The sequence below is a fragment of the Bradyrhizobium ottawaense genome (genome assembly GCF_900099825.1).
Classification (GTDB): Bacteria; Pseudomonadota; Alphaproteobacteria; order Rhizobiales; family Xanthobacteraceae; genus Bradyrhizobium; species Bradyrhizobium ottawaense_A.
Map to the genome: position 1 here is coordinate 85,665 of NZ_LT629693.1, position 17,940 is coordinate 103,604.

At 62.7% G+C, this 17,940-nt stretch carries 17 protein-coding genes; 9 read left to right on the top strand and 8 right to left on the bottom strand.

Annotated features, from left to right (window positions below; translation table 11 throughout):
- Positions 1 to 91 precede the first annotated feature (91 nt).
- The 3 genes from BLR13_RS00450 to BLR13_RS41000 form a co-directional block, all read right to left on the bottom strand.
- Positions 92 to 502 (bottom strand): hypothetical protein, encoded by a 411-nt coding sequence (locus BLR13_RS00450; RefSeq protein ID WP_074828838.1) that lies wholly within the window; start codon positions 500 to 502, stop codon positions 92 to 94.
- 56 nt (positions 503 to 558) lie between these two features.
- Entirely contained in the window at positions 559 to 720 is a 162-nt protein-coding gene (locus BLR13_RS40995) for a hypothetical protein (RefSeq protein ID WP_171945008.1), read from the bottom strand.
- A 233-nt stretch (positions 721 to 953) separates the two neighbouring features.
- A complete protein-coding gene (locus tag BLR13_RS41000) occupies positions 954 to 1,118 on the bottom strand; it encodes a hypothetical protein (RefSeq protein WP_171945007.1) in 165 nt (54 codons plus the stop codon).
- 214 nt (positions 1,119 to 1,332) lie between these two features.
- Here BLR13_RS41000 and BLR13_RS39795 point away from each other — a divergent pair, with 214 nt between their 5' ends.
- Complete coding sequence (locus BLR13_RS39795) at positions 1,333 to 1,608, top strand: hypothetical protein (RefSeq protein ID WP_074828836.1); 276 nt, start codon at positions 1,333 to 1,335, stop codon at positions 1,606 to 1,608.
- Between the two features lie 61 nt (positions 1,609 to 1,669).
- Here BLR13_RS39795 and BLR13_RS00455 read toward each other — a convergent pair whose 3' ends face one another.
- The gene (locus tag BLR13_RS00455) at positions 1,670 to 2,218 is read right to left on the bottom strand and encodes a CreA family protein (RefSeq protein WP_074828832.1); all 549 of its coding nucleotides are present in this window, start codon (positions 2,216 to 2,218) and stop codon (positions 1,670 to 1,672) included.
- A gap of 347 nt (positions 2,219 to 2,565) precedes the next feature.
- Here BLR13_RS00455 and BLR13_RS00460 point away from each other — a divergent pair, with 347 nt between their 5' ends.
- The 4 genes from BLR13_RS00460 (at position 2,566) to BLR13_RS00475 (ending at position 6,804) form a co-directional block, all read left to right on the top strand.
- Entirely contained in the window at positions 2,566 to 4,368 is a 1,803-nt protein-coding gene (locus BLR13_RS00460) for a L,D-transpeptidase family protein (protein WP_244525039.1), read from the top strand.
- Positions 4,369 to 4,458: 90 nt separating this feature from the next.
- Positions 4,459 to 5,052, top strand: coding sequence for a glutathione peroxidase (locus BLR13_RS00465; protein ID WP_074828826.1), 594 nt, complete (start codon positions 4,459 to 4,461; stop codon positions 5,050 to 5,052).
- A 196-nt stretch (positions 5,053 to 5,248) separates the two neighbouring features.
- A complete protein-coding gene (locus tag BLR13_RS00470; RefSeq protein ID WP_074828825.1) occupies positions 5,249 to 6,229 on the top strand; it encodes a polysaccharide deacetylase family protein in 981 nt (326 codons plus the stop codon).
- A gap of 65 nt (positions 6,230 to 6,294) precedes the next feature.
- Positions 6,295 to 6,804 (top strand): dihydrofolate reductase, encoded by a 510-nt coding sequence (locus BLR13_RS00475; protein WP_074832180.1) that lies wholly within the window; start codon positions 6,295 to 6,297, stop codon positions 6,802 to 6,804.
- Positions 6,805 to 6,825: 21 nt separating this feature from the next.
- Here the strand turns inward: BLR13_RS00475 and BLR13_RS00480 are convergent, their stop codons facing one another.
- From BLR13_RS00480 to aspS, 3 genes are all read right to left on the bottom strand, one after another.
- A complete protein-coding gene (locus BLR13_RS00480) occupies positions 6,826 to 7,275 on the bottom strand; it encodes a DoxX family protein (protein ID WP_074828823.1) in 450 nt (149 codons plus the stop codon).
- A gap of 210 nt (positions 7,276 to 7,485) precedes the next feature.
- A complete protein-coding gene (locus tag BLR13_RS00485; RefSeq protein ID WP_074828821.1) occupies positions 7,486 to 9,795 on the bottom strand; it encodes an NADP-dependent malic enzyme in 2,310 nt (769 codons plus the stop codon).
- 174 nt (positions 9,796 to 9,969) lie between these two features.
- Positions 9,970 to 11,742 (bottom strand): aspartate--tRNA ligase, encoded by a 1,773-nt coding sequence (aspS, locus tag BLR13_RS00490; RefSeq protein ID WP_074828817.1) that lies wholly within the window; start codon positions 11,740 to 11,742, stop codon positions 9,970 to 9,972.
- A gap of 192 nt (positions 11,743 to 11,934) precedes the next feature.
- On the opposite strand from aspS, the gene BLR13_RS00495 reads away from it, so the two are divergent.
- The 4 genes from BLR13_RS00495 to rnd all read left to right on the top strand — a co-directional run bounded on the left by BLR13_RS00495 (position 11,935) and on the right by rnd (position 16,476).
- Positions 11,935 to 13,410: a protein adenylyltransferase SelO gene (locus BLR13_RS00495; RefSeq protein ID WP_074828813.1), complete on the top strand. Its 1,476-nt coding sequence runs from the start codon at positions 11,935 to 11,937 to the stop codon at positions 13,408 to 13,410.
- 809 nt (positions 13,411 to 14,219) lie between these two features.
- On the top strand, positions 14,220 to 14,501 hold the full coding sequence (locus BLR13_RS00505; RefSeq protein ID WP_074832177.1) for a type II toxin-antitoxin system RelE/ParE family toxin: 282 nt from the start codon (positions 14,220 to 14,222) through the stop codon (positions 14,499 to 14,501).
- A 36-nt stretch (positions 14,502 to 14,537) separates the two neighbouring features.
- Positions 14,538 to 14,840 (top strand): HigA family addiction module antitoxin, encoded by a 303-nt coding sequence (locus BLR13_RS00510; RefSeq protein WP_074828808.1) that lies wholly within the window; start codon positions 14,538 to 14,540, stop codon positions 14,838 to 14,840.
- Positions 14,841 to 15,327: 487 nt separating this feature from the next.
- Positions 15,328 to 16,476 carry a ribonuclease D gene (rnd, locus tag BLR13_RS00515; RefSeq protein WP_074828806.1) on the top strand — a complete coding sequence of 383 codons (1,149 nt, stop codon included), beginning with the start codon at positions 15,328 to 15,330 and terminating at the stop codon, positions 16,474 to 16,476.
- A 20-nt stretch (positions 16,477 to 16,496) separates the two neighbouring features.
- Here rnd and BLR13_RS00520 read toward each other — a convergent pair whose 3' ends face one another.
- Positions 16,497 to 17,834 (bottom strand): IS701 family transposase, encoded by a 1,338-nt coding sequence (locus BLR13_RS00520; RefSeq protein WP_083387700.1) that lies wholly within the window; start codon positions 17,832 to 17,834, stop codon positions 16,497 to 16,499.
- Positions 17,835 to 17,940 lie beyond the last annotated feature (106 nt).

The following is a 17,940-nucleotide window of genomic DNA, read 5'->3' on the forward strand; positions in this document are numbered from 1 at the left end:
TACATTGGCAGTCTCCTGCCTGTCGAGCGCACAGCGAGCTTCGACGCAGATCAGATCGTGGCGGTGAGGATGTTGTGTCCGGCGCGCGTGCCTACTGGTCCGTCGACGGCTCGAACATGCACTGCAGCGTCGGCTTGGCGATCTTGGTGAAGGTCGGGCCGATCTCGGATTGTTTCGATGGCGGCACCCAATCGGTCTCGATGGTCGGCACGCCGGTCTCGCTGATGCCGCGCAGCAGAGCTTCGCGCAGGTCGGTATCTTCCACGGTCGCGGCCGCGTAATCGTGCAGACAGCCACAGACGGTTTCGGGATGCGCCCAGCGCCCTACCATATGGGGCGCGCACAACCGCACGAATTCGCCGCGCGGATCGGGCACCCTGAACAGGGAACGCAGGGGCATTGGCTGAAGCTGGGCCTGCGCTTGACCCTTGACCTGAGCTTGCGCCGAGCCGCTGACCAGGACGGAAGCCAGGATCGCGGCAGAACAGATACGAACAAACATTCAAAGCCTTTATCGGCGAGTTTCTTGGGAGCTGTCCGCTGCGCTTACTTGTCCGCTTACTTGGCCGCGACCACCATCAACTGGGGCGCGGAGGTCGTTACCGGGGAGCCGTTGTAGGAGAAGATGCCGATGCCCGGCAAGCCGTTCTCGGAAGAGCCCGCCATCGAGGGACCGGCGAGGATGCAGGCGAAGGCGAGGATGAAGCTGATCGTCCGCATCTGACTCTCTCCGCTTTCGGCGCCGGCGGTGCCCGCCGTTTCGTTGGCAATCTGATAGCCGCGAGTTGTTTCCGGATATCTGCGCCAAAAGCGGAAAATGGTTTCGTCGCGACCGAGATTTGTTTCGTCGGCCAGAGGGGACGAAATATTGGCGAGAAAAACCCAATAATTTCAGCAGAGCGAAGCCCGCGTCGGCCACCAAACCGACCGCAATTGGCTGGTGCCGGCCTGGTTTACCGGCTGATCGCCGCCATTATTATTTCCGGCGCCGGGATCACCACGGGAGATCCGCAATAGGTGAAGGTTCCAACACCCGGCATGTCGCGATCGGAACTGCCGGCCAGCGACGGGCCGGTCAGCACGAAAACCAGGGCGATCATGTAACTGAGGGCTCGCATCTGACATCTCCACCTATCATCTGGAGATGAGACGCCCGCTGAACCAAGCGGGTTCGAGCCTGCGAAGCGAGTTTTTAAGGTTTCTCTGCAAAAGAAGCCACCTCAACCGGGCCGGTCGTGAACCTTAGCTTCGTCGCGACCTACTCAATCGAACGATGTGCAACTTTCCGAGTGAAGGCGCGTTGTAATCTTTCCTCAACAAAGGATAGCCGTCGTGGGCAATGGCAACATCGACGTTGGCAATCAAACCCCGACCCGCAAACCCGGCCAGCCGGCAGTTGAACTGACGTCAGGGCGTAGCGGCTCTTCCGAACAGCGGGTCGACAGTTCCATGAAGACCGAGCCCCCTTGTGGTGCGATGTCGCAACAAGGTGGCGAGTTCCGCGGCAATCTATCGGCGCCGCAGAAATTCGTTCATCTGGTCGGATGCCGCGAGCCCAAAGTCAGGGGCTCCGAGGTTCGCCAATATTCCAATCCGGCCAAACGGTAAGCCCGGGCTTACCAAGCGGTGATGCCCGGCTCCTCGCCCGGGAACCGAACTGCTGCGAAAGCTACTGAACGAACTCACCGCATTTCTGAACCACGGCATCGGCGGCCCCCCACGGCATGATCGGTACCGAGGACGTCGAGTTTTTGGGTGAACCTTCGATCAGTTTATCCGAATAGACCATGTAGACCAGAACGTTGCGCTTGGCGTCGCAGCCACGAACGATCTGCATCTTCTTGAAGAACAGCGAGCGGCGCTGGCGGAACATGTCATCGCCCTGCCCCATCTTGTCCTTGAAACGGATCGGCCCAATCTGACGGCAGGCCAGCGAAATGTCCGAGACCTCCTCGGCGAGGCCCAGCCAGCCCTTGAAGCCGCCCTTTTCCGGTATCGTGAAGTGGCAGGCGACGCCCTCGACCTCGGGGTCATCGACGCCATAGGTCGCCAATTTGTCGTTGGGGCTCACCCATTTGAACACGGTCGACCGGCGGAAGATCAGATCCGGCTCGTCGGCGGCCGAAACAGGGGTGGCCTGCCACAGCGTCAGTGCGAGCACCGCCAAGGCCAGAATTGTCCACTTCCCGTCACACTTTACGATGGCCTTGGATGCCATTGATATCTCCACTGCAAAAGCCGCTGCACAAGCAGCTAAACGCCTCGCCGCCTATGTAATGGCGGAATGCCGCACAGGAAGACCGGCCCGCGCCGGCGGGCCGGCTCGTTTAACGGAATGTGAGGCTTTTTTGTTACGCTCAGGGCGAAAAGCTCTGGCATTAGAAGGCTTACGCTGGTGAACGCTTTTCGCGTCTGCGACAACAAATGAATATCGGGCCACTGGATTCGAAATTCTGTAATTCGAGGATTATGCGCGTGAGCGGGCATCGGATTTTGAGTGCGGCTAGTGCGCACGTGAAGGTTGCGGAGCAGCGGTCCAAAAGCGTCGGGTTTTGGCAGATTGCGGTGTTGACGGCGGCAGGCACCCTGGGGGCCGCCTCGCAGGCGGATGCGGCGCTGTTCTACTATCAGGATTCCGATTCAGGCTATTCCCGACCCACGCCGTCGGTGCAGCCGCGGCGCCAGCGGAACACGCGAAAGAATTCGGCCGGGAAGCAAGCGGCGGAGAAGGAAACCGGCGCCAAGCCGCAGGGACCGCTGATTATCGCGGTCTCGATCGACAAGCAGAAGGTCCGGATCTACGACTCCCGCGGGTTGTTCGCTGAAAGTCCGGTGTCCACGGGCATGAAGGGTCACTCGACCCCGATGGGCGTGTTCAGCATCATCCAGAAGCACAAGTTCCACCATTCCAACATTTATAGCGGCGCGCCGATGCCCTATATGCAGCGCATCACCTGGTCGGGTATCGCGATGCACGCCGGAGTGCTGCCGGGCTATCCGGCATCGCACGGCTGCATCCGCATGCCGATGGCGTTCGCCGTCAAGATGTGGAACTGGACCAAAATGGGCGCGCGCGTGGTCGTGACGCCCGGCGAGATGACGCCCGCCAGTTTCTCGCATCCCCTGCTGGTGGCCCAGAAGATCGCGCCGCAGCCTGTCGTTGCCGATGAGCCCAAGAGCGACTTGATCAAGAGCGATCTCCCAAAGGCGGACATGCCGGCGGTGAAGAGCGACAAGGGCGCGGATGCCGGCCCGGGCATCAAGTCCGAGAATTCGGTGGCGAGCCTCGAACTCCGATCGACCGTCGGCCACGCCTCTGCGCTCCGCGAGCAAACCCAGACCGCGGATGCCAGCGGCGACATGTCGGCGGCGAATGCTGCGGTGACGATGTCGGATCCGACCGGTGGCAAGTCGTCGTCCAGCGAAGCGGTGAGCACGGAAGCAAGACCCGAAGCACCGAAATCCGAATCCAGGCCGGAAGCAGAATCAACTTCCGCCAACAGCGCCGATACCGCTTCGTCCGACAACAAGTCGGCGGAAGCTTCGATTGCCGACGCAAAATCCGACGAGACCGGTTCGGTCGAGAAGAAGACCGACGAGGCCGAGGCTCCAACACCGCCCGCTGCCGACGCTGCCAAGACCGAGACGGCAAGCGACGGCGCGAAGGTTCAGGAGAAGGCTGAAGACAAGCCCGTTGAAGGCAAGGTTGAAGCCAAGTCGGCTGAAAAGCCGGACGAAGCGAAGGCCGATGCGGCCAAGGCTGAAGTAAAGGCGGAGCCGGTCACGGTGGAAGCCGCCAAGCCGGAAGTGACCAAGGCCGACGCGTCGGCTGCGCCCGATGCGAAGAAAGATACGGCGCGCCTGCCCGGCGTCGAGAAGGCCGCTGCCGCGAAGGCTGAGCCCAAGCGTACCGGGCAGATCGCGGTATTCGTGAGCCGCAAGGATTCCAAGCTCTACGTTCGCCAGAACTTCGCCCCGCTGTTCGATGTGCCCATCACCATCGCGCCGAGTGACCGGCCGCTGGGTACGCATGTCTTCACCGCGGAAGCTGACAAGAGCGACCCGAACCTGTTGCGCTGGTCGGTGGTCACGCTGCCGGTGACCGCCCGCAACGCGGCCCGCAATGACGCCGATGATGACCGTCCCGCACGGCGCCGCAAGATGGCGGGCGGAGCGCCTGCAGAGGTCAAGCCCCGGCCCGTGCCGGACAGCCCGGCCGAGGCGCTCGACCGCATCGCCATCCCGCAGGATGCGATGGCGCGTATCACCGAGGCGCTGACGACCGGTAGTTCGATCATCGTATCCGACCAGGGCATCAACCAGGGCGAAACCGGCGAAGGCACCGATTTCATCGTTTCGCTGCGGTAATTCATAACGGCTTGTTGAGCGGCGAGGTGGCGCGCCTTGCGCTATGTTGGCTTCTGTCGAACCGCACCAGCCTTCCATGCGAGGCGCGCCATGATTGACCGCAGGACGATAATCACGGCGGCGGTCGCAGCCGTTGCCGGCGCGGCCTCGGGCCGTCAGGCGTTCGCGCAAGCCGGCATGAGCCGGATCACGGCGTATGCATTTTCATTTCCGGGATTGGCCGGCGGCGACATCCGGCTTGCCGACTATGCCGGCCATCCGATCCTGATCGTCAACACCGCCTCGCTTTGTGGCTTCACGCCGCAATATGGCGGCCTGCAGGAATTGTGGACCGAGTTCCACGACCGCGGCTTAATGATGGTCGGCGTTCCCTCCAATGATTTCGGCGGCCAGGAGCCGGGCGGCGCGACCGAGATCGCCGAGACCGCGCAGCACCAATACGGGGTAACTTTCCCGATAGCAGCCAAGGCGGTCGTGAAGGGACCGAACGCGCATCCGTTCTACAAATGGGCGGCAGAGGCGCGCCCCAAGGATGTTCCACGTTGGAACTTCCACAAATACCTCATTGGCCGCGACGGCTATATCGCCGACGTATTTCCGGAGTCCATTGAGCCTGCGGATACCCGCGTGAAAACGGCGATCGCCCGGGCCCTCAGCCAGACCGTCGCGGAACGCAGCGGCTAGACTTCGGGACACGCCTTAAGCAGCGAACTGTCCACCGAATTAACCGGTTGAGCGACAAATCGACGGCCCCGGACGACAGCCGTTGCCTTGGCGGGGCGGCTGCAACTAGGGTACGATGCACTGGGGCAGGAAGCGGCCGGGACGACGGCAAAAATGCCGGTACCGGGAGCGGGATTCGAATTTTAGGGAAAACAAGATGCGTATCGCGGCAGGGTTGATCTTTGCAGGCACAGTTTCGCTGCTGGCTTCAGGCGCGGCGTGGTCACAAACGCCTCCGGCCAAGGGCGCGGCCTCTCCTCCGGCGGCGGCCCCGCAGGCGGCCGCCCCCGCTCCTGCCGCAGCACCGGCGGCACCCGCCACGGCGCAACCCCCGCAGCCCGCCAGAGCCGCGTGCAACACGCCGGGTGCACTCGGCGTCGGACGGACCGTCGAGATCGACACCACGGGCGGACCCGGGTTCGGCTTCGAGCACTTCAAGCAACTCGATTTCCTGCGCGACAAGGAGGTCGTGCTGACCTTCGACGACGGCCCGTGGCCGCTGAACACGCCCGCCGTGCTGAAGGCGCTGGCCGACGAATGCACGACCGGCATCTTCTTCTCGATCGGCAAGCACGCCACCTACTATCCGGAAATCATCAAGCAGGTTTACGCCGCCGGTCACACGGTCGGCACCCACACCTGGTCGCATGCGACGCTGACCAACAAGAAACTGACCGAGGACCAGCGCAAGGAAGAAATCGAGAAGGGATTCAGCGCGGTGAAATGGGCGCTCGGCGGCGTCTCGCCGTCGCCGTTCTTCCGCTTCCCGGCCCTGCAGCACCCGCCGGAAATGGTCACCTATCTCGGCGACCGCAACATCGCGATGTTTTCCTGCGATCTCGACTCGTTTGACTTCAAGGCCCGCAACGCCCAGGCCGTCATCGACGTAACGATGAAGAAGCTCGACAAGCTCGGCAAGGGCATCATCCTGATGCACGACTTCCACAAGCACACCGCCGAAGCCCTGCCAGATCTGCTGAAGAAGCTGAAGGCCGGCGGCTACAAGGTCGTGGCGATGAAGGCCAAGGCCCCGGCGCAGACCATCGCCAAATACGACGAAGAGGTCATCAAGGACGCCAAGCTGCCGACCGTGAGCTCGCGGCCGGTTTCCAGCGTCGTGCAGACGATTTCGGAATAGTCGGCGGCGACAAGGTCGTGCCGGCGCTGCGCATCGAAGGTTACGTCATCGTGTCCGGCGACGGCATGCTGGCGAACGCCGATCGCGTGATGCCGGAGGGACTGAAGTTCGAGGGCGACAAGAAGTTCTTCACCGACGCCCTCGACCATGCCGACCTGATCGTGCACGGGCGCAATTCGTTCGAAGACCAGCCGAATTCGCCGAAGCGCAAGCGGGTCATCCTGACCCGCAACGTCGATGCGATCGCCCCCGATCCAACCAATCCGAAATCCACGCTGTGGAACCCCGCCGGCGCTTCCTTTGAGGCTGCCTGCGCGCAGGCCGGCGTGCACGCCGGCAGCGTCGCCATCATCGGTGGCCCCTACGTGTTCGGCATGTTCATGGACCGCTACGACACGTTCTGGCTGTCGCTGGCGCCGCACGTGCGCTTGCCGGGCGGCGAGCCCTGCTTCCCCGGTGTTCCTGATCGCTCGCCGCAGCAAATCCTCGCCGCGCACGGGCTGCGCGCCGGCGAACCGCAGATGCTGGATGCGGCCGATGACGTCAGCGTTACGCCGTGGCGGCGCAACACCTGACGCTGGCTTTAGCGGCCTGGCTCAGACGTCGTAAGCCGGTTCCGAGTTTCGCGGCCCGCGGCCGTAGCCCGCGATCATGAACAGCGCGCCGATGATCGAGAGATTCTTCAAGGCATCTATCAAGGTCTTGGCGTTGTCGGGCGGCGACTGGTTCCAGAAATCGTGGAAGTAGAAAGTGGTGGCGAGCACAAAGAAGATCAGCAGGATCGAGAAAAAGCGCGCCAGGAAATTCAGCGCGATCATCAACCCCGCCAGGATCTCGAAGCCGCCGACACCGATCGCCAGCAGTTGCGGCATCGGCATCCCGGTCAGGGTCTCCAGTTGCGACGTATAGGGCGCCAGCAACGTGGGGATCGACACCTTGGAGGCGATGAAGTCCGCCGTTGCCGGAATGGCGAACAGCTTGGTCGCCCCGGTGTAGATGAAGAGCACCGCGAACAAAACTCGCCCGAAAGTGAACAACGCTGGCATGGGTCGGCCTCACTGAATTGGCAAAGCAAAATTGCAGGCGGAGCGAAACGATTATGGGCGTTTCGCTTCCGCTTTTCAAACGAACAAAATCGAAACCGTCCGCGCAGGTTCCTGCGCGGGCTCTATCTTTGACGCGTTTTCTTCCCGCGAACCGGTACCCATCCCCGGATCAAGTCCGGGGGCGTGCTTCGCTCGAAAACGCTTTAGAAACTACCCGAACAGGGTCGGCTGGGTGCGGCCGGCGCGCTCCTGGGCTTCGACGGCGGCGACCGCCGTCATGTTGAGAATGCCGCGCGCCGTCACCGACGGGGTCAAAATGTGCGCCGGACGCGCCGGCCCGATCAGGATGGGACCGACGGGCAGCGCATCCGCCAGCACTTTGATCATCTGATAGGCAACGTTGGCGGTATCGAGGTTCGGCATGATAAGGATATTGGCCTCACCTTCCAGCTTGGAATGCGGCAGCACCAGTTTTCGCGCGGTCTTCGACAGCGCGGTATCGCCCTGCATTTCGCCGTCGGCCTCGATCTCGGGATGCCGTTCCTTCAGAAGCGCGGTGGCCTGGCGCATCTTGCGGGAGGATTCGGTGTCATAACTGCCGAAGTCCGAATGTGACACGAAGGCGACGCGCGGCTTCATGTTGAAACGCTGGACGTGCATGGCGGCCAGCGCCGCCACTTCGGCAAGCTCTTCCGCGCTCGGGTTCGGCCGCACCTGGGTGTCGGCGATGAAATAGGAGCCCTTGCTGGTGATCATCATCGCCAGCGCCGCGAAATCCTTGATCCCGGGCAGGAAGCCGACGATCTCGCGGACATGGCGCAGATGGCTCATGTAGCGGCCCTCGACGCCGCAGATCATGGCGTCGGCCTCGCCGCGCACCACTGCAAGTGCTGCGATCACGGTATTGTTGGTGCGCACCACGGTGCGCGCGGCATCGGGAGTCACGCCGTGACGGCCGGCAACGTCGATATAGGTCTGCACGTAGGAGCGGTAGCGCGGATCGTCCTCGGGATTGACGAGGTCGAAATCCTGCCCGGCCTTGATCGAAAGACCGAACCGCTTGAGCCGGGCTTCGACGACCGAGGGACGCCCGACCAGGATCGGCCGCGCCAGCTTTTCCTCGAGCACGACCTGGGTCGCGCGCAACACGCGCTCGTCCTCGCCCTCGGCATAGATCACCCGCACCGGCTGGGTCTTGGCCTTGGCGAAGACCGGCTTCATGACCAAACCGGAACGGAACGCAAAGCGCTCCAGCAGCGTGCAATATTCGTCGAAATTCTTGATCGGCCGCGTCGCCACGCCGGAGTCCATCGCGGCCTTGGCAACCGCCGGCGCAATGCGCAGGATCAGCCGCGGATCGAACGGGCTCGGGATCAGCGAGCCCGGGCCGAAGCCCTGGGTCTCGCCGCTGTCAAAGCCCCGCGCCACCGCATCCGACGGCGGATCGCGCGCGAGCTGCGCGATGGCGTCGACTGCCGCGTGCTTCATTTCCTCGTTGATCGCGGTGGCGCCGACATCGAGCGCGCCGCGGAAGATGAACGGAAAGCACAGGACGTTGTTGACCTGGTTCGGGAAATCGGACCGCCCGGTGCAGATCATGGCGTCGGGGCGGGCCTTGCGCGCCTCGTCCGGCATGATCTCCGGGGTCGGATTGGCCAACGCCAGCACCAGCGGATGGTCGGCCATCGCCTTGACCATTTCGGGCTTCAGCACGTTCGGCGCGGACACCCCTAAGAAAATATCGGCGCCGCCGATGACGTCGCCGAGCACGCGCGCGCTGGTCTTCTGCGCATAGACCGCCTTCCAGCGGTCCATCAGCGTGTTGCGGCCCTCATGGACGACGCCGTCGATGTCGCAGACCCAGATGTTCTTGCGCTGTGCGCCCAGCGAGACCAGCAGGTTGAGGCAGGCGATCGCGGCAGCTCCCGCGCCGGAGCAGACGATCTTGACGTCGGGGAGTTTCTTGCCGTTCAGCAGCAGCGCGTTGGTGATCGCGGCGCCGACGATGATGGCGGTGCCATGCTGGTCGTCGTGGAACACCGGGATCTTCATGCGCGCTTTAAGCTGCGCCTCGATCTCGAAGCATTCCGGTCCCTTGATGTCCTCGAGGTTGATGCCGCCGAAGGTTGGCTCCAGCGCCGCCACCGTCTCGACCACGCGCTCGATGGTATCGGCGGCGATTTCGATATCGAACACGTCGATGCCGGCGAACTTCTTGAACAGGACCGCCTTGCCCTCCATGACAGGCTTCGACGCCAGCGGGCCGATATTGCCGAGCCCGAGCACCGCGGTACCATTGGAGACCACCGCGACCAGATTGGCGCGGGCGGTAAGGGAAGCCGCTTCCGCGGGGTTATTGGCGATTTCGGTGCAGGCCGCCGCCACGCCGGGCGAATAGGCCAGCGCGAGGTCGCGCTGGTTGGCGAGCGGCTTGGTCGCCTGGATCTCGAGTTTGCCTGGCCGCGGCAGCCGGTGATACGCCAGCGCCGCGTCGCGGAGATCATCAGAATAGGACGACATGCATTTCCCCCACGGGATTCCTCAGAGCTTGATTCAATGAGGTTGAATCAGGCTCGTCGGTATTCTTCTGTTTGGAGCATGGTCTTTCCGAAAACCGGTGTCCACTTTTCCGGACCATGCTCCCGGCCCCGAATTTACCTTCGGTGGCCGGCCTTCGTTCGGGCTTTCTCGGCTTTAGCTTTGCGGCAGATTGAGACGGATGTGAAGTTCGCGCAACTGCTTCGGCGCGACTTCCGACGGAGCGCCCATCAACAGGTCTTCGGCCCGCTGGTTCATCGGGAATAGCGAGATTTCGCGCAGGTTGGTGGTGCCGCAGAGCAGCATCACGATGCGGTCGACGCCGGCCGCCATGCCGCCATGCGGCGGGGCACCGTACTGGAATGCGCGATACATGCCGCCGAAACGCTCGACGACGTCCTTTTCGCCGTAACCGGCGATCTCGAACGCCTTCACCATCGCCTCGGGCCGGTGGTTGCGGATACCGCCGGACGCGATCTCGTAGCCGTTGCAGGTGATGTCGTACTGGAACGCCTTGATGGTCAGCGGGTCCTGCCCGTTGAGCGCATCGAGGCCGCCTTGCGGCATCGAGAACGGGTTGTGTGAGAAGTCGACCTTCTTGTCTTCCTCGTTGTACTCGTACATCGGGAAGTCGACGATCCAGGCGAGTTCGAACCGGTCCTTGTCGATCAGGTTCAATTCCTCGCCGAGCCGGGTACGGGCCAGGCCAGAGAATTTCCAGAACTTGTCGGGGTCGCCGGCGACGAAGAACGCCGCGTCGCCCTCTTTCAGGCCGAGCTGGGTGCGGATCGCCGCGATCCGTTCCGCGCCGATGTTGTTGGCCAGAGGACCGGCGCCCTCGCCGCCCTCGCGCCACATGATGTAGCCGAGGCCGGGCTGGCCCTCGCCCTGTGCCCACGAATTCATCCGGTCGCAGAACGCGCGCGACCCGCCGGTCGGTCCCGGGATCGCCCAGACCTGGTTCTTGGGATCTTCCAGCATCCGCGCAAACACCTTGAAGCCGGAGCCGCGGAAATGTTCGGAGACGTCCTGCATGATCAGCGGATTGCGCAAATCGGGCTTGTCGCTGCCGTATTTCTTCAGGGCTTCCGCAAACGGAATCCGCGGCCAGACTTTGGTGACCGGCTTGCCCTTGGCAAATTCCTCAAACACGCCGGTGATCACGGGCTCGACGGCCGCGAACACGTCGTTCTGCTCGACAAAGCTCATTTCGAGGTCGAGCTGGTAGAATTCGCCCGGCAGGCGATCGGCACGCGGGTCCTCGTCGCGGAAGCACGGCGCGATCTGGAAGTAGCGGTCGAAGCCCGACATCATCAGCAGCTGCTTGTACTGCTGCGGCGCCTGCGGCAGCGCGTAAAACTTGCCGGGATGAATTCTGGACGGCACCAGGAAGTCGCGCGCGCCTTCCGGCGAGGAAGCCGTCAGGATCGGGGTCTGGAACTCGAAGAAGCCCTGCTCCTTCATACGCTTGCGCATGGAGTCCACGATCGCGCCGCGGGTCATGATGTTCTGGTGCAGCTTCTCGCGACGGAGGTCGAGGAAACGGAACTTAAGCCTTATGTCTTCAGGATATTCCTGCTCGCCGAACACCGGCAGCGGCAGTTCGCCGGCAGGCCCCAGCACCTCGATCTCGCTGATGTAAAGCTCGACCATACCGGTCGGCAGTTCCGGATTGTCCGTACCCTCGGGACGGCGGCGGACCTTGCCGTCGATCCGCACCACCCATTCCGAGCGCAGCTTTTCGGCGTCCTTGAACGCCGGCGAATCCGGATCGGCAACGCATTGGGTCAGGCCGTAATGGTCGCGCAGGTCGATGAACAGCACGCCGCCATGGTCGCGGATACGATGGCACCAGCCGGAAAGCCGGACGGTTTGGCCGATGTCGCTGTCGCGGAGCGCGCCGCATGTATGTGACCGGTAGCGATGCATGGAATTCCCAAAAATCGGATGTCGGAGGACAGGAATCGGGGGCCAAAGCCCGCACGAAGTGCGGCAGGGTTTACCCGAGCCCGCGCGGGGCGGCAACCAAGGCGGGGGCTGATTTGGGCTCAAAAACCGCCATTTCGCGGATCGGAGCCCCGAACCGTTTGCCAATTCCGGTGCGGCGCCTATCTTTGGGTCATGACTGTCCATTTCCCGTTCCAGAACACCTATTCGGCGCTGCCTTCGAACTTTTTCGCCCGCGTGGCGCCGACCCCGGTGGCCTCCCCGCGGCTGATCAAGCTGAATCGGCCGCTGGCGCTCCAGCTCGGCCTCGATCCGGACCTGCTGGAGAGCCCGGAAGGCGCCGAAATCCTCGCCGGCAAGCGGCTGCCCGATGGCGCCGACCCGATCGCAATGGCCTATGCCGGCCACCAGTTCGGCCATTTCGTGCCTCAGCTCGGCGACGGCCGCGCCATCCTGCTCGGCGAGGTCATCGACGCCGATGGCATCAGGCGCGACATCCAGCTCAAGGGAAGCGGCCCGACGCCGTTCTCGCGCCGGGGTGACGGCCGTGCCGCACTCGGCCCGGTGCTGCGGGAATACATCGTCAGCGAAGCGATGTTTGCCTTGGGCATTCCGACCACGCGCTCGCTTGCCGCCGTGATCACCGGCGAGCGGGTTCAGCGCGAGACCATGCTGCCGGGCGCGGTGTTGACCCGGGTGGCGGCAAGCCATATCCGCGTCGGCACCTTCCAGTTCTTTGCCGCCCGCGGCGACACCGATGGCGTGCGGCAGCTCGCCGACCACGTCATTGCGCGGCACTATCCTGACATCGCCAACGCCGAGCGCCCCTATCACGCTTTGCTCCAAGGCGTCATTGCGCGGCAGGCCGAGCTGGTGGCGCGCTGGCTGCTGGTCGGCTTCATCCACGGCGTCATGAACACCGACAACTGCTCGATCTCGGGCGAGACCATCGACTACGGCCCCTGCGCGTTCATGGACGATTACAATCCCGCCACCGTGTTCTCCTCGATCGACGAACAGGGCCGCTATGCCTATGCCAACCAGCCGCGGATCGCGCTCTGGAACCTGACGCGGCTGGCCGAATGCCTGCTGCCGCTGTTCACCGACGACAAGGATCAGGCGATCGAACAGGCGCAAATGATCCTCAGCGAATTCCCGGAAAAATTCACGACCGCGTATCAGGCTGGGCTGCGCCAGAAGATTGGGCTGTTCACGGCGCGCGACGGCGACGAGGCTTTGGTGCAGGACCTGCTCGACGCGATGGCGAAGAACGAGGCCGATTTTACGCTGACGTTCCGCGGCCTCGGCGATGCCGCGCTGGATTCCACCAACGACAGCGTGCGGCGCCTGTTTGCCGATCCCGCCGCCTTCAACGAATGGGCCGCGCGTTGGCGCGTGCGCATCGCCGACGAGCCGCAATCGGCTGCTGCGCGGCAGGCCTTGATGCGCTCGGTCAACCCGACCTTCATTCCGCGCAACCACCGCGTCGAAGCCGTGATCCAGGCCGCCATGAACAACGACGATTACGCGCCGTTCGAGCAGCTGATCGCGGTGCTGGCAAAGCCCTATGAGGACCAGCCTGATTTCGCCGAATATGCCGATCCGCCGCAGCCGGAACAGCGCGTGCTGCAGACGTTCTGCGGGACGTGAACGACCACCGCTGTCATTCCGGGATGGTCCGCAGGACCAGACCCGGAATCTCGAGATTCCGGGTTCGATGCTTTGCATCGCCCCGGAATGACGGAGGATAGACACAGCGTCACCTTCTCGCGGCGCGATGCGCCCGAAGTTTTGCAAGAAGACCTTGCCCTCTGAAAACAGAGGGCGCAGGGAAGACCGGGCGCGCGCTGCACCCGCGGTCTCATGTGCGATGCGTAGTAAAAATGCTGCACATGAGCATACAGGTTCAGCGGGAACACCCGGCCTTCCCTGCGCAATGGCTTTACGGCTTATACGATTTCGTCCTGGTGACCGGCTTTCTTGCCACCATCATCGACGTGGGCTTTCGCTTCCGCCGACTTGACGCCAGCACCGGGGCGTCGGACCCAAACGATTTCACCGTACGCAAGTGCCGCGCTCGTCAGTCGCGACCCTGCGTCCACCGCATCCCACCGCACGTCGTGACGATCGCGAGCGCCCCTCTCGTCGCGGGAGACAGGCGGAGTTAGACTTCTGATTTGCCCGACGCTGCAACGGAAATATTTTTGCACGAGGGGCTGGACATACTTTTGGTGATTTGCCCGTCGGGTTGATTTGTCGCAGTCATTGACTGTTGCAAGTGCACCCGAAGCAGTGCATGCGCGCCCTTCACCTGTAGCCCGGATGAGCGCAGCGACATCCGGGGGGTGCGCCAATCCCGCATATCGCTACGCTCATGCGGGCTACTCGCTGCAGCCTACCCGTATCAGTACATGATACAGCCCGATTGACAAATGTATCACGTCTTGATACATTTGATCATAATCGGGAGCTTCAAGACCTCGCTTACGGAAGACGTCTTCAATGGAGTCTTCCGCAAGGGTTTTCCCGCCGATCTGGTCAAGATTGCTCGCCGCAAGCTGCGTTTCCTGCACGCAGCCCATCTGCTTACGGATTTGCGCGTGCCACCCGGTAACCGGCTCGAGGCTCTCAAGGGCGATCGAGCGGGCCAATATTCAATCCGCGTCAACGACCAGTTTCGGATTTGCTTTGTTTGGACTTCGGACGGACCAAAAGACGTCGAGCTGACTGACTATCACTAACCGGCGGCATGGCCCGCAAACCCAGGAGAGCCGTCAATGGCTAAAAGCCTAGCTCCCATGCATCCCGGCGAAGTTCTCAGGGAAGAATTCTTGTTGCCGTTGGGGCTGTCGCCCGGTGCCTTGGCGAAAGCGTGCGGCGTTCCGCGGACGCGCATCGAGCGATTGTCGAATGAAGAAACGGGCGTGACCGCGGATACCGCGTTGCGCCTGTCGAAGGTGTTCGGCACTTCGCCTCAACTCTGGCTGAATCTTCAGACCGACTACGACGTCCAGATCGCGACGCGGCAAATCGGCAAGGAACTCGCGAAAATCGAACCTATCCCGACGAAAGCGGCGTAGCTGCCGGGGGCAAGTGACCGGGATTGCAGCGAGACGACACCCTCACCGGTGCACCCGGCCGCGATGGCTGCCCCCGTTAACCGCAATCCTTAAGCGCCCATCCACCATTGCCCGAGCGGTTCCCGCCTTAACCACATCGCTTAACAACCCCTCAACACCCTCCCGACAAATCTAACGATCTGTTGGGGGAGAATTGCCGTGGATGCGTTTGCTTTTGAATTCATGGGACTGGCGATGATCGCGCTGTGTCTCGTCGTGCTGGCACTGCCTTCGGGGCGGCGCCCGTCGCGCAACATCCGCTACGAATAGGTTCCGGCAGGTTGACCGGATCGCGGACGGGCAAGACTGCGCCCGGACGCCGGCGACCGGCAAAAAGCCGCGCCAAGCCTGAAATAAAGCCTGAAATGCAGGCCTCAAATTTCCCCAAGACCCTTGACATATCAGCGCTTTCGGCAGAACGCCTGTAGCCGAGCGCACTGGATTGTTCATGGATCTGATTACCACCACTGCCGACCTCGCGGCCGCCTGTACCCGGTTGGCCCAGCACAAGGTCATCACCGTCGACACCGAGTTCCTGCGGGAGACGACCTACTATCCCCTGCTCTGCGTCGTGCAGATGGCGAGCGCGGACGAAGCCGTCGTGGTCGACACGCTGGCCCAAGGCATCGACCTCAAGCCGTTCTTCGAGCTGATGGGCAACGAGGCGGTGCTGAAGGTGTTTCACGCCGCCCGCCAGGACATCGAAATCGTCTGGCACCAGTCCGGTACCATTCCGCATCCGATCTTCGACACCCAGGTCGCCGCCATGGTGCTGGGTTACGGCGACAGCATCGCCTACGACCAGCTGGTCGAGCGCATCGCCGGCCACCGGCCGGACAAGACCCATCGCTTTACCGACTGGTCGCGCCGTCCACTGACCGACGAGCAGATGCATTACGCGATCTCCGACGTCACCCATCTGCGCGACGTGTTCGCTGCCCTTGACGCCGACCTCAAGAAGCGCGGCCGCAGCGACTGGGTCAGCGAGGAGATGGAAGTCCTCACCTCGCCGAAAACCTATGATTTCCATCCCGAACGCGCCTGGGAACGGCTCAAGACACGCGTGCGCAAGCCGAAAGAGCTCGCGGTCCTGATGGAAGTCGCGGCCTGGCGTGAACAGGAAGCGCAAAGCCGCGACGTGCCGCGCAGCCGGGTGCTGAAGGACGACGCGGTCGGCGACATCGCCACCCATGCGCCGACCAGCCTGGAACGCCTCGCCAGCCTGCGATCGCTGCCGAAGGGTTTTGACCGCTCCAAATGGGGCAACGATATCGTCGCCGCCGTGCAGCGCGGGCTCGCCCGCGATCCGGCGTCGCTGCCGAAGATCGAAAAGCCGCGCGGCAATTCGAACGGTGCCGCGACCGTCGAACTGCTGAAGGTGCTGCTGCGGATGACGTCGGAACGTCACGCCGTCGCCAGCAAGGTGATCGCCACCGTCGACGACCTCGACCAGATCGCCGCCGACGACAATGCCGACGTCGCCGCCCTGCACGGCTGGCGCCGCGAATTGTTCGGCGAAGCCGCGATCGCGCTGAAACACGGCCGCCTGGCGCTGGCGATGGAAAAAGGCCGCGTCGTCAAGGTCGATCGGGACTAGCACTACTTTGGCAGATTTATTCACGCCGCTGCTTTCCGCCGATTTGTCTTCTGCAGTGCGGGCATCGCTGAGGTCGTGGTTGAACGATGAGATCGACGATGGCTTGGCGTACGGCCGGCAGGCTCGGCTGAGGCGGTGGACCGTTGATTCTTTTTTTTCCGCCCCGCTTGTGCGAGACGGCGATGCTGGAGGAATGCGTAAGCGATCATGGTCATGAGCGCATGACGATGAAGGCCCTGCCAGGATCGTCCCTCGAAGTGATCAAGCCCGAGTTCCTCTTTCAACTGCTGATGGGCCTGTTCGCAAATCCATCGAGCTTTGATCGTGGCAGCTAACGTGCGCAGATTCATCTCGGCCGGCATATTGGCGAGATAATATTTCTTCTCCCCCGACGTCCTGTGTTCGCCGATAAGCCAGGCTTCGTCCCCCGGAAGATGCTGCTGGCCCATGTCCTTGATCCGCTGCGGAGGTCCATCAGCGGTCCGCACGCGAATCGCGGCGAAGCGAGCTTCCAGCCGGCCCTTGGTCCCGTTTCGCCAACTCACATTTTGCCACTTAGCATTGGCCAGCATGTCTTCGGCTGCCCTCGACAGGATATCGGGAATGTGCCGCTTGCGGGGACGACCTCGACTGGCAACCGGCCAGATCAATTTAACCTCCACCGGATAAACCTTCTGGTGACGAGGGATACCGACGGCCCAGGCCAGGCCGCGTGTCGTTAGCCCCTGACGGAACGGCGCGCTGAGGCCGTAACCGGCATCCGCCAGCACGCAGCCAAAGCGCATACCGGCTGCCATCACGCGATCGATCTCCGCCAAGGCGATCTCTGGCTTGGTCCGCGCTGCGCGGTGCTCGACTGGAACGCCCGCACGCTTCAAACGCACCGGATTGCTCGTCCAAATCTCCGGAACGAAGAGACGTAATGCCACCATGACCGGCACTTCCTCCCGCGCAAGCGTCAGCGACACCAATGTTTGGCAATTAGCCGTCTTGCCGAGAGACGAGGCATATTGTGGAGCGACACCAACCGAACGATCGCCCTTCTTCGGCATCGTCGTATCGTCGATGACCAGCACCGCATCTTTGCCGCCGACCAGGCGATCGGCCTGAACGAGCAATTCCGCCTCCAATGGCGCCGCATCCCAGACGCCATCAGCGATGAAATGGTGCAACTGGTCATACTCACCCGGTGCCAGCCGCGCCGCCATCGGCTGGACGCTCTTGCGATCGCCCGGTCCAATCAATCCCGAGATATAAAGCGGACACATCCGCCGCCGCGCCTTGTGACCCAAGCGATCCAGGAATGGCTTAAGCCAGCGTCCAAGCTCGTCTTCCCACTTCGGCGTCGTGTCCACCATGGTCGGCCCTCCAAAAGCCGACCACCCATGAATCATTGAAAATGTGATTCGGGAATCCAGTTTCGCCGATCAATCGCCAAAATCTGCCAAAGTAGTGCTAGGCTGC

Bases quoted from the DNA above. Each gene is read 5' to 3' on its own strand.
- BLR13_RS00450 (WP_074828838.1), bottom strand. From the start codon at position 502: ATGTTTGTTCGTATCTGTTCTGCCGCGATCCTGGCTTCCGTCCTGGTC.
- BLR13_RS40995 (WP_171945008.1), bottom strand. From the start codon at position 720: ATGCGGACGATCAGCTTCATCCTCGCCTTCGCCTGCATCCTCGCCGGT.
- BLR13_RS41000 (WP_171945007.1), bottom strand. From the start codon at position 1,118: ATGCGAGCCCTCAGTTACATGATCGCCCTGGTTTTCGTGCTGACCGGC.
- BLR13_RS00455 (WP_074828832.1), bottom strand. From the start codon at position 2,218: ATGGCATCCAAGGCCATCGTAAAGTGTGACGGGAAGTGGACAATTCTG.
- BLR13_RS00465 (WP_074828826.1), top strand. From the start codon at position 4,459: ATGATTGACCGCAGGACGATAATCACGGCGGCGGTCGCAGCCGTTGCC.
- BLR13_RS00470 (WP_074828825.1), top strand. From the start codon at position 5,249: ATGCGTATCGCGGCAGGGTTGATCTTTGCAGGCACAGTTTCGCTGCTG.
- BLR13_RS00475 (WP_074832180.1), top strand. From the start codon at position 6,295: ATGCTGGCGAACGCCGATCGCGTGATGCCGGAGGGACTGAAGTTCGAG.
- BLR13_RS00480 (WP_074828823.1), bottom strand. From the start codon at position 7,275: ATGCCAGCGTTGTTCACTTTCGGGCGAGTTTTGTTCGCGGTGCTCTTC.
- BLR13_RS00485 (WP_074828821.1), bottom strand. From the start codon at position 9,795: ATGTCGTCCTATTCTGATGATCTCCGCGACGCGGCGCTGGCGTATCAC.
- aspS (WP_074828817.1), bottom strand. From the start codon at position 11,742: ATGCATCGCTACCGGTCACATACATGCGGCGCGCTCCGCGACAGCGAC.
- BLR13_RS00495 (WP_074828813.1), top strand. From the start codon at position 11,935: ATGACTGTCCATTTCCCGTTCCAGAACACCTATTCGGCGCTGCCTTCG.
- BLR13_RS00510 (WP_074828808.1), top strand. From the start codon at position 14,538: ATGGCTAAAAGCCTAGCTCCCATGCATCCCGGCGAAGTTCTCAGGGAA.
- rnd (WP_074828806.1), top strand. From the start codon at position 15,328: ATGGATCTGATTACCACCACTGCCGACCTCGCGGCCGCCTGTACCCGG.
- BLR13_RS00520 (WP_083387700.1), bottom strand. From the start codon at position 17,834: ATGGTGGACACGACGCCGAAGTGGGAAGACGAGCTTGGACGCTGGCTT.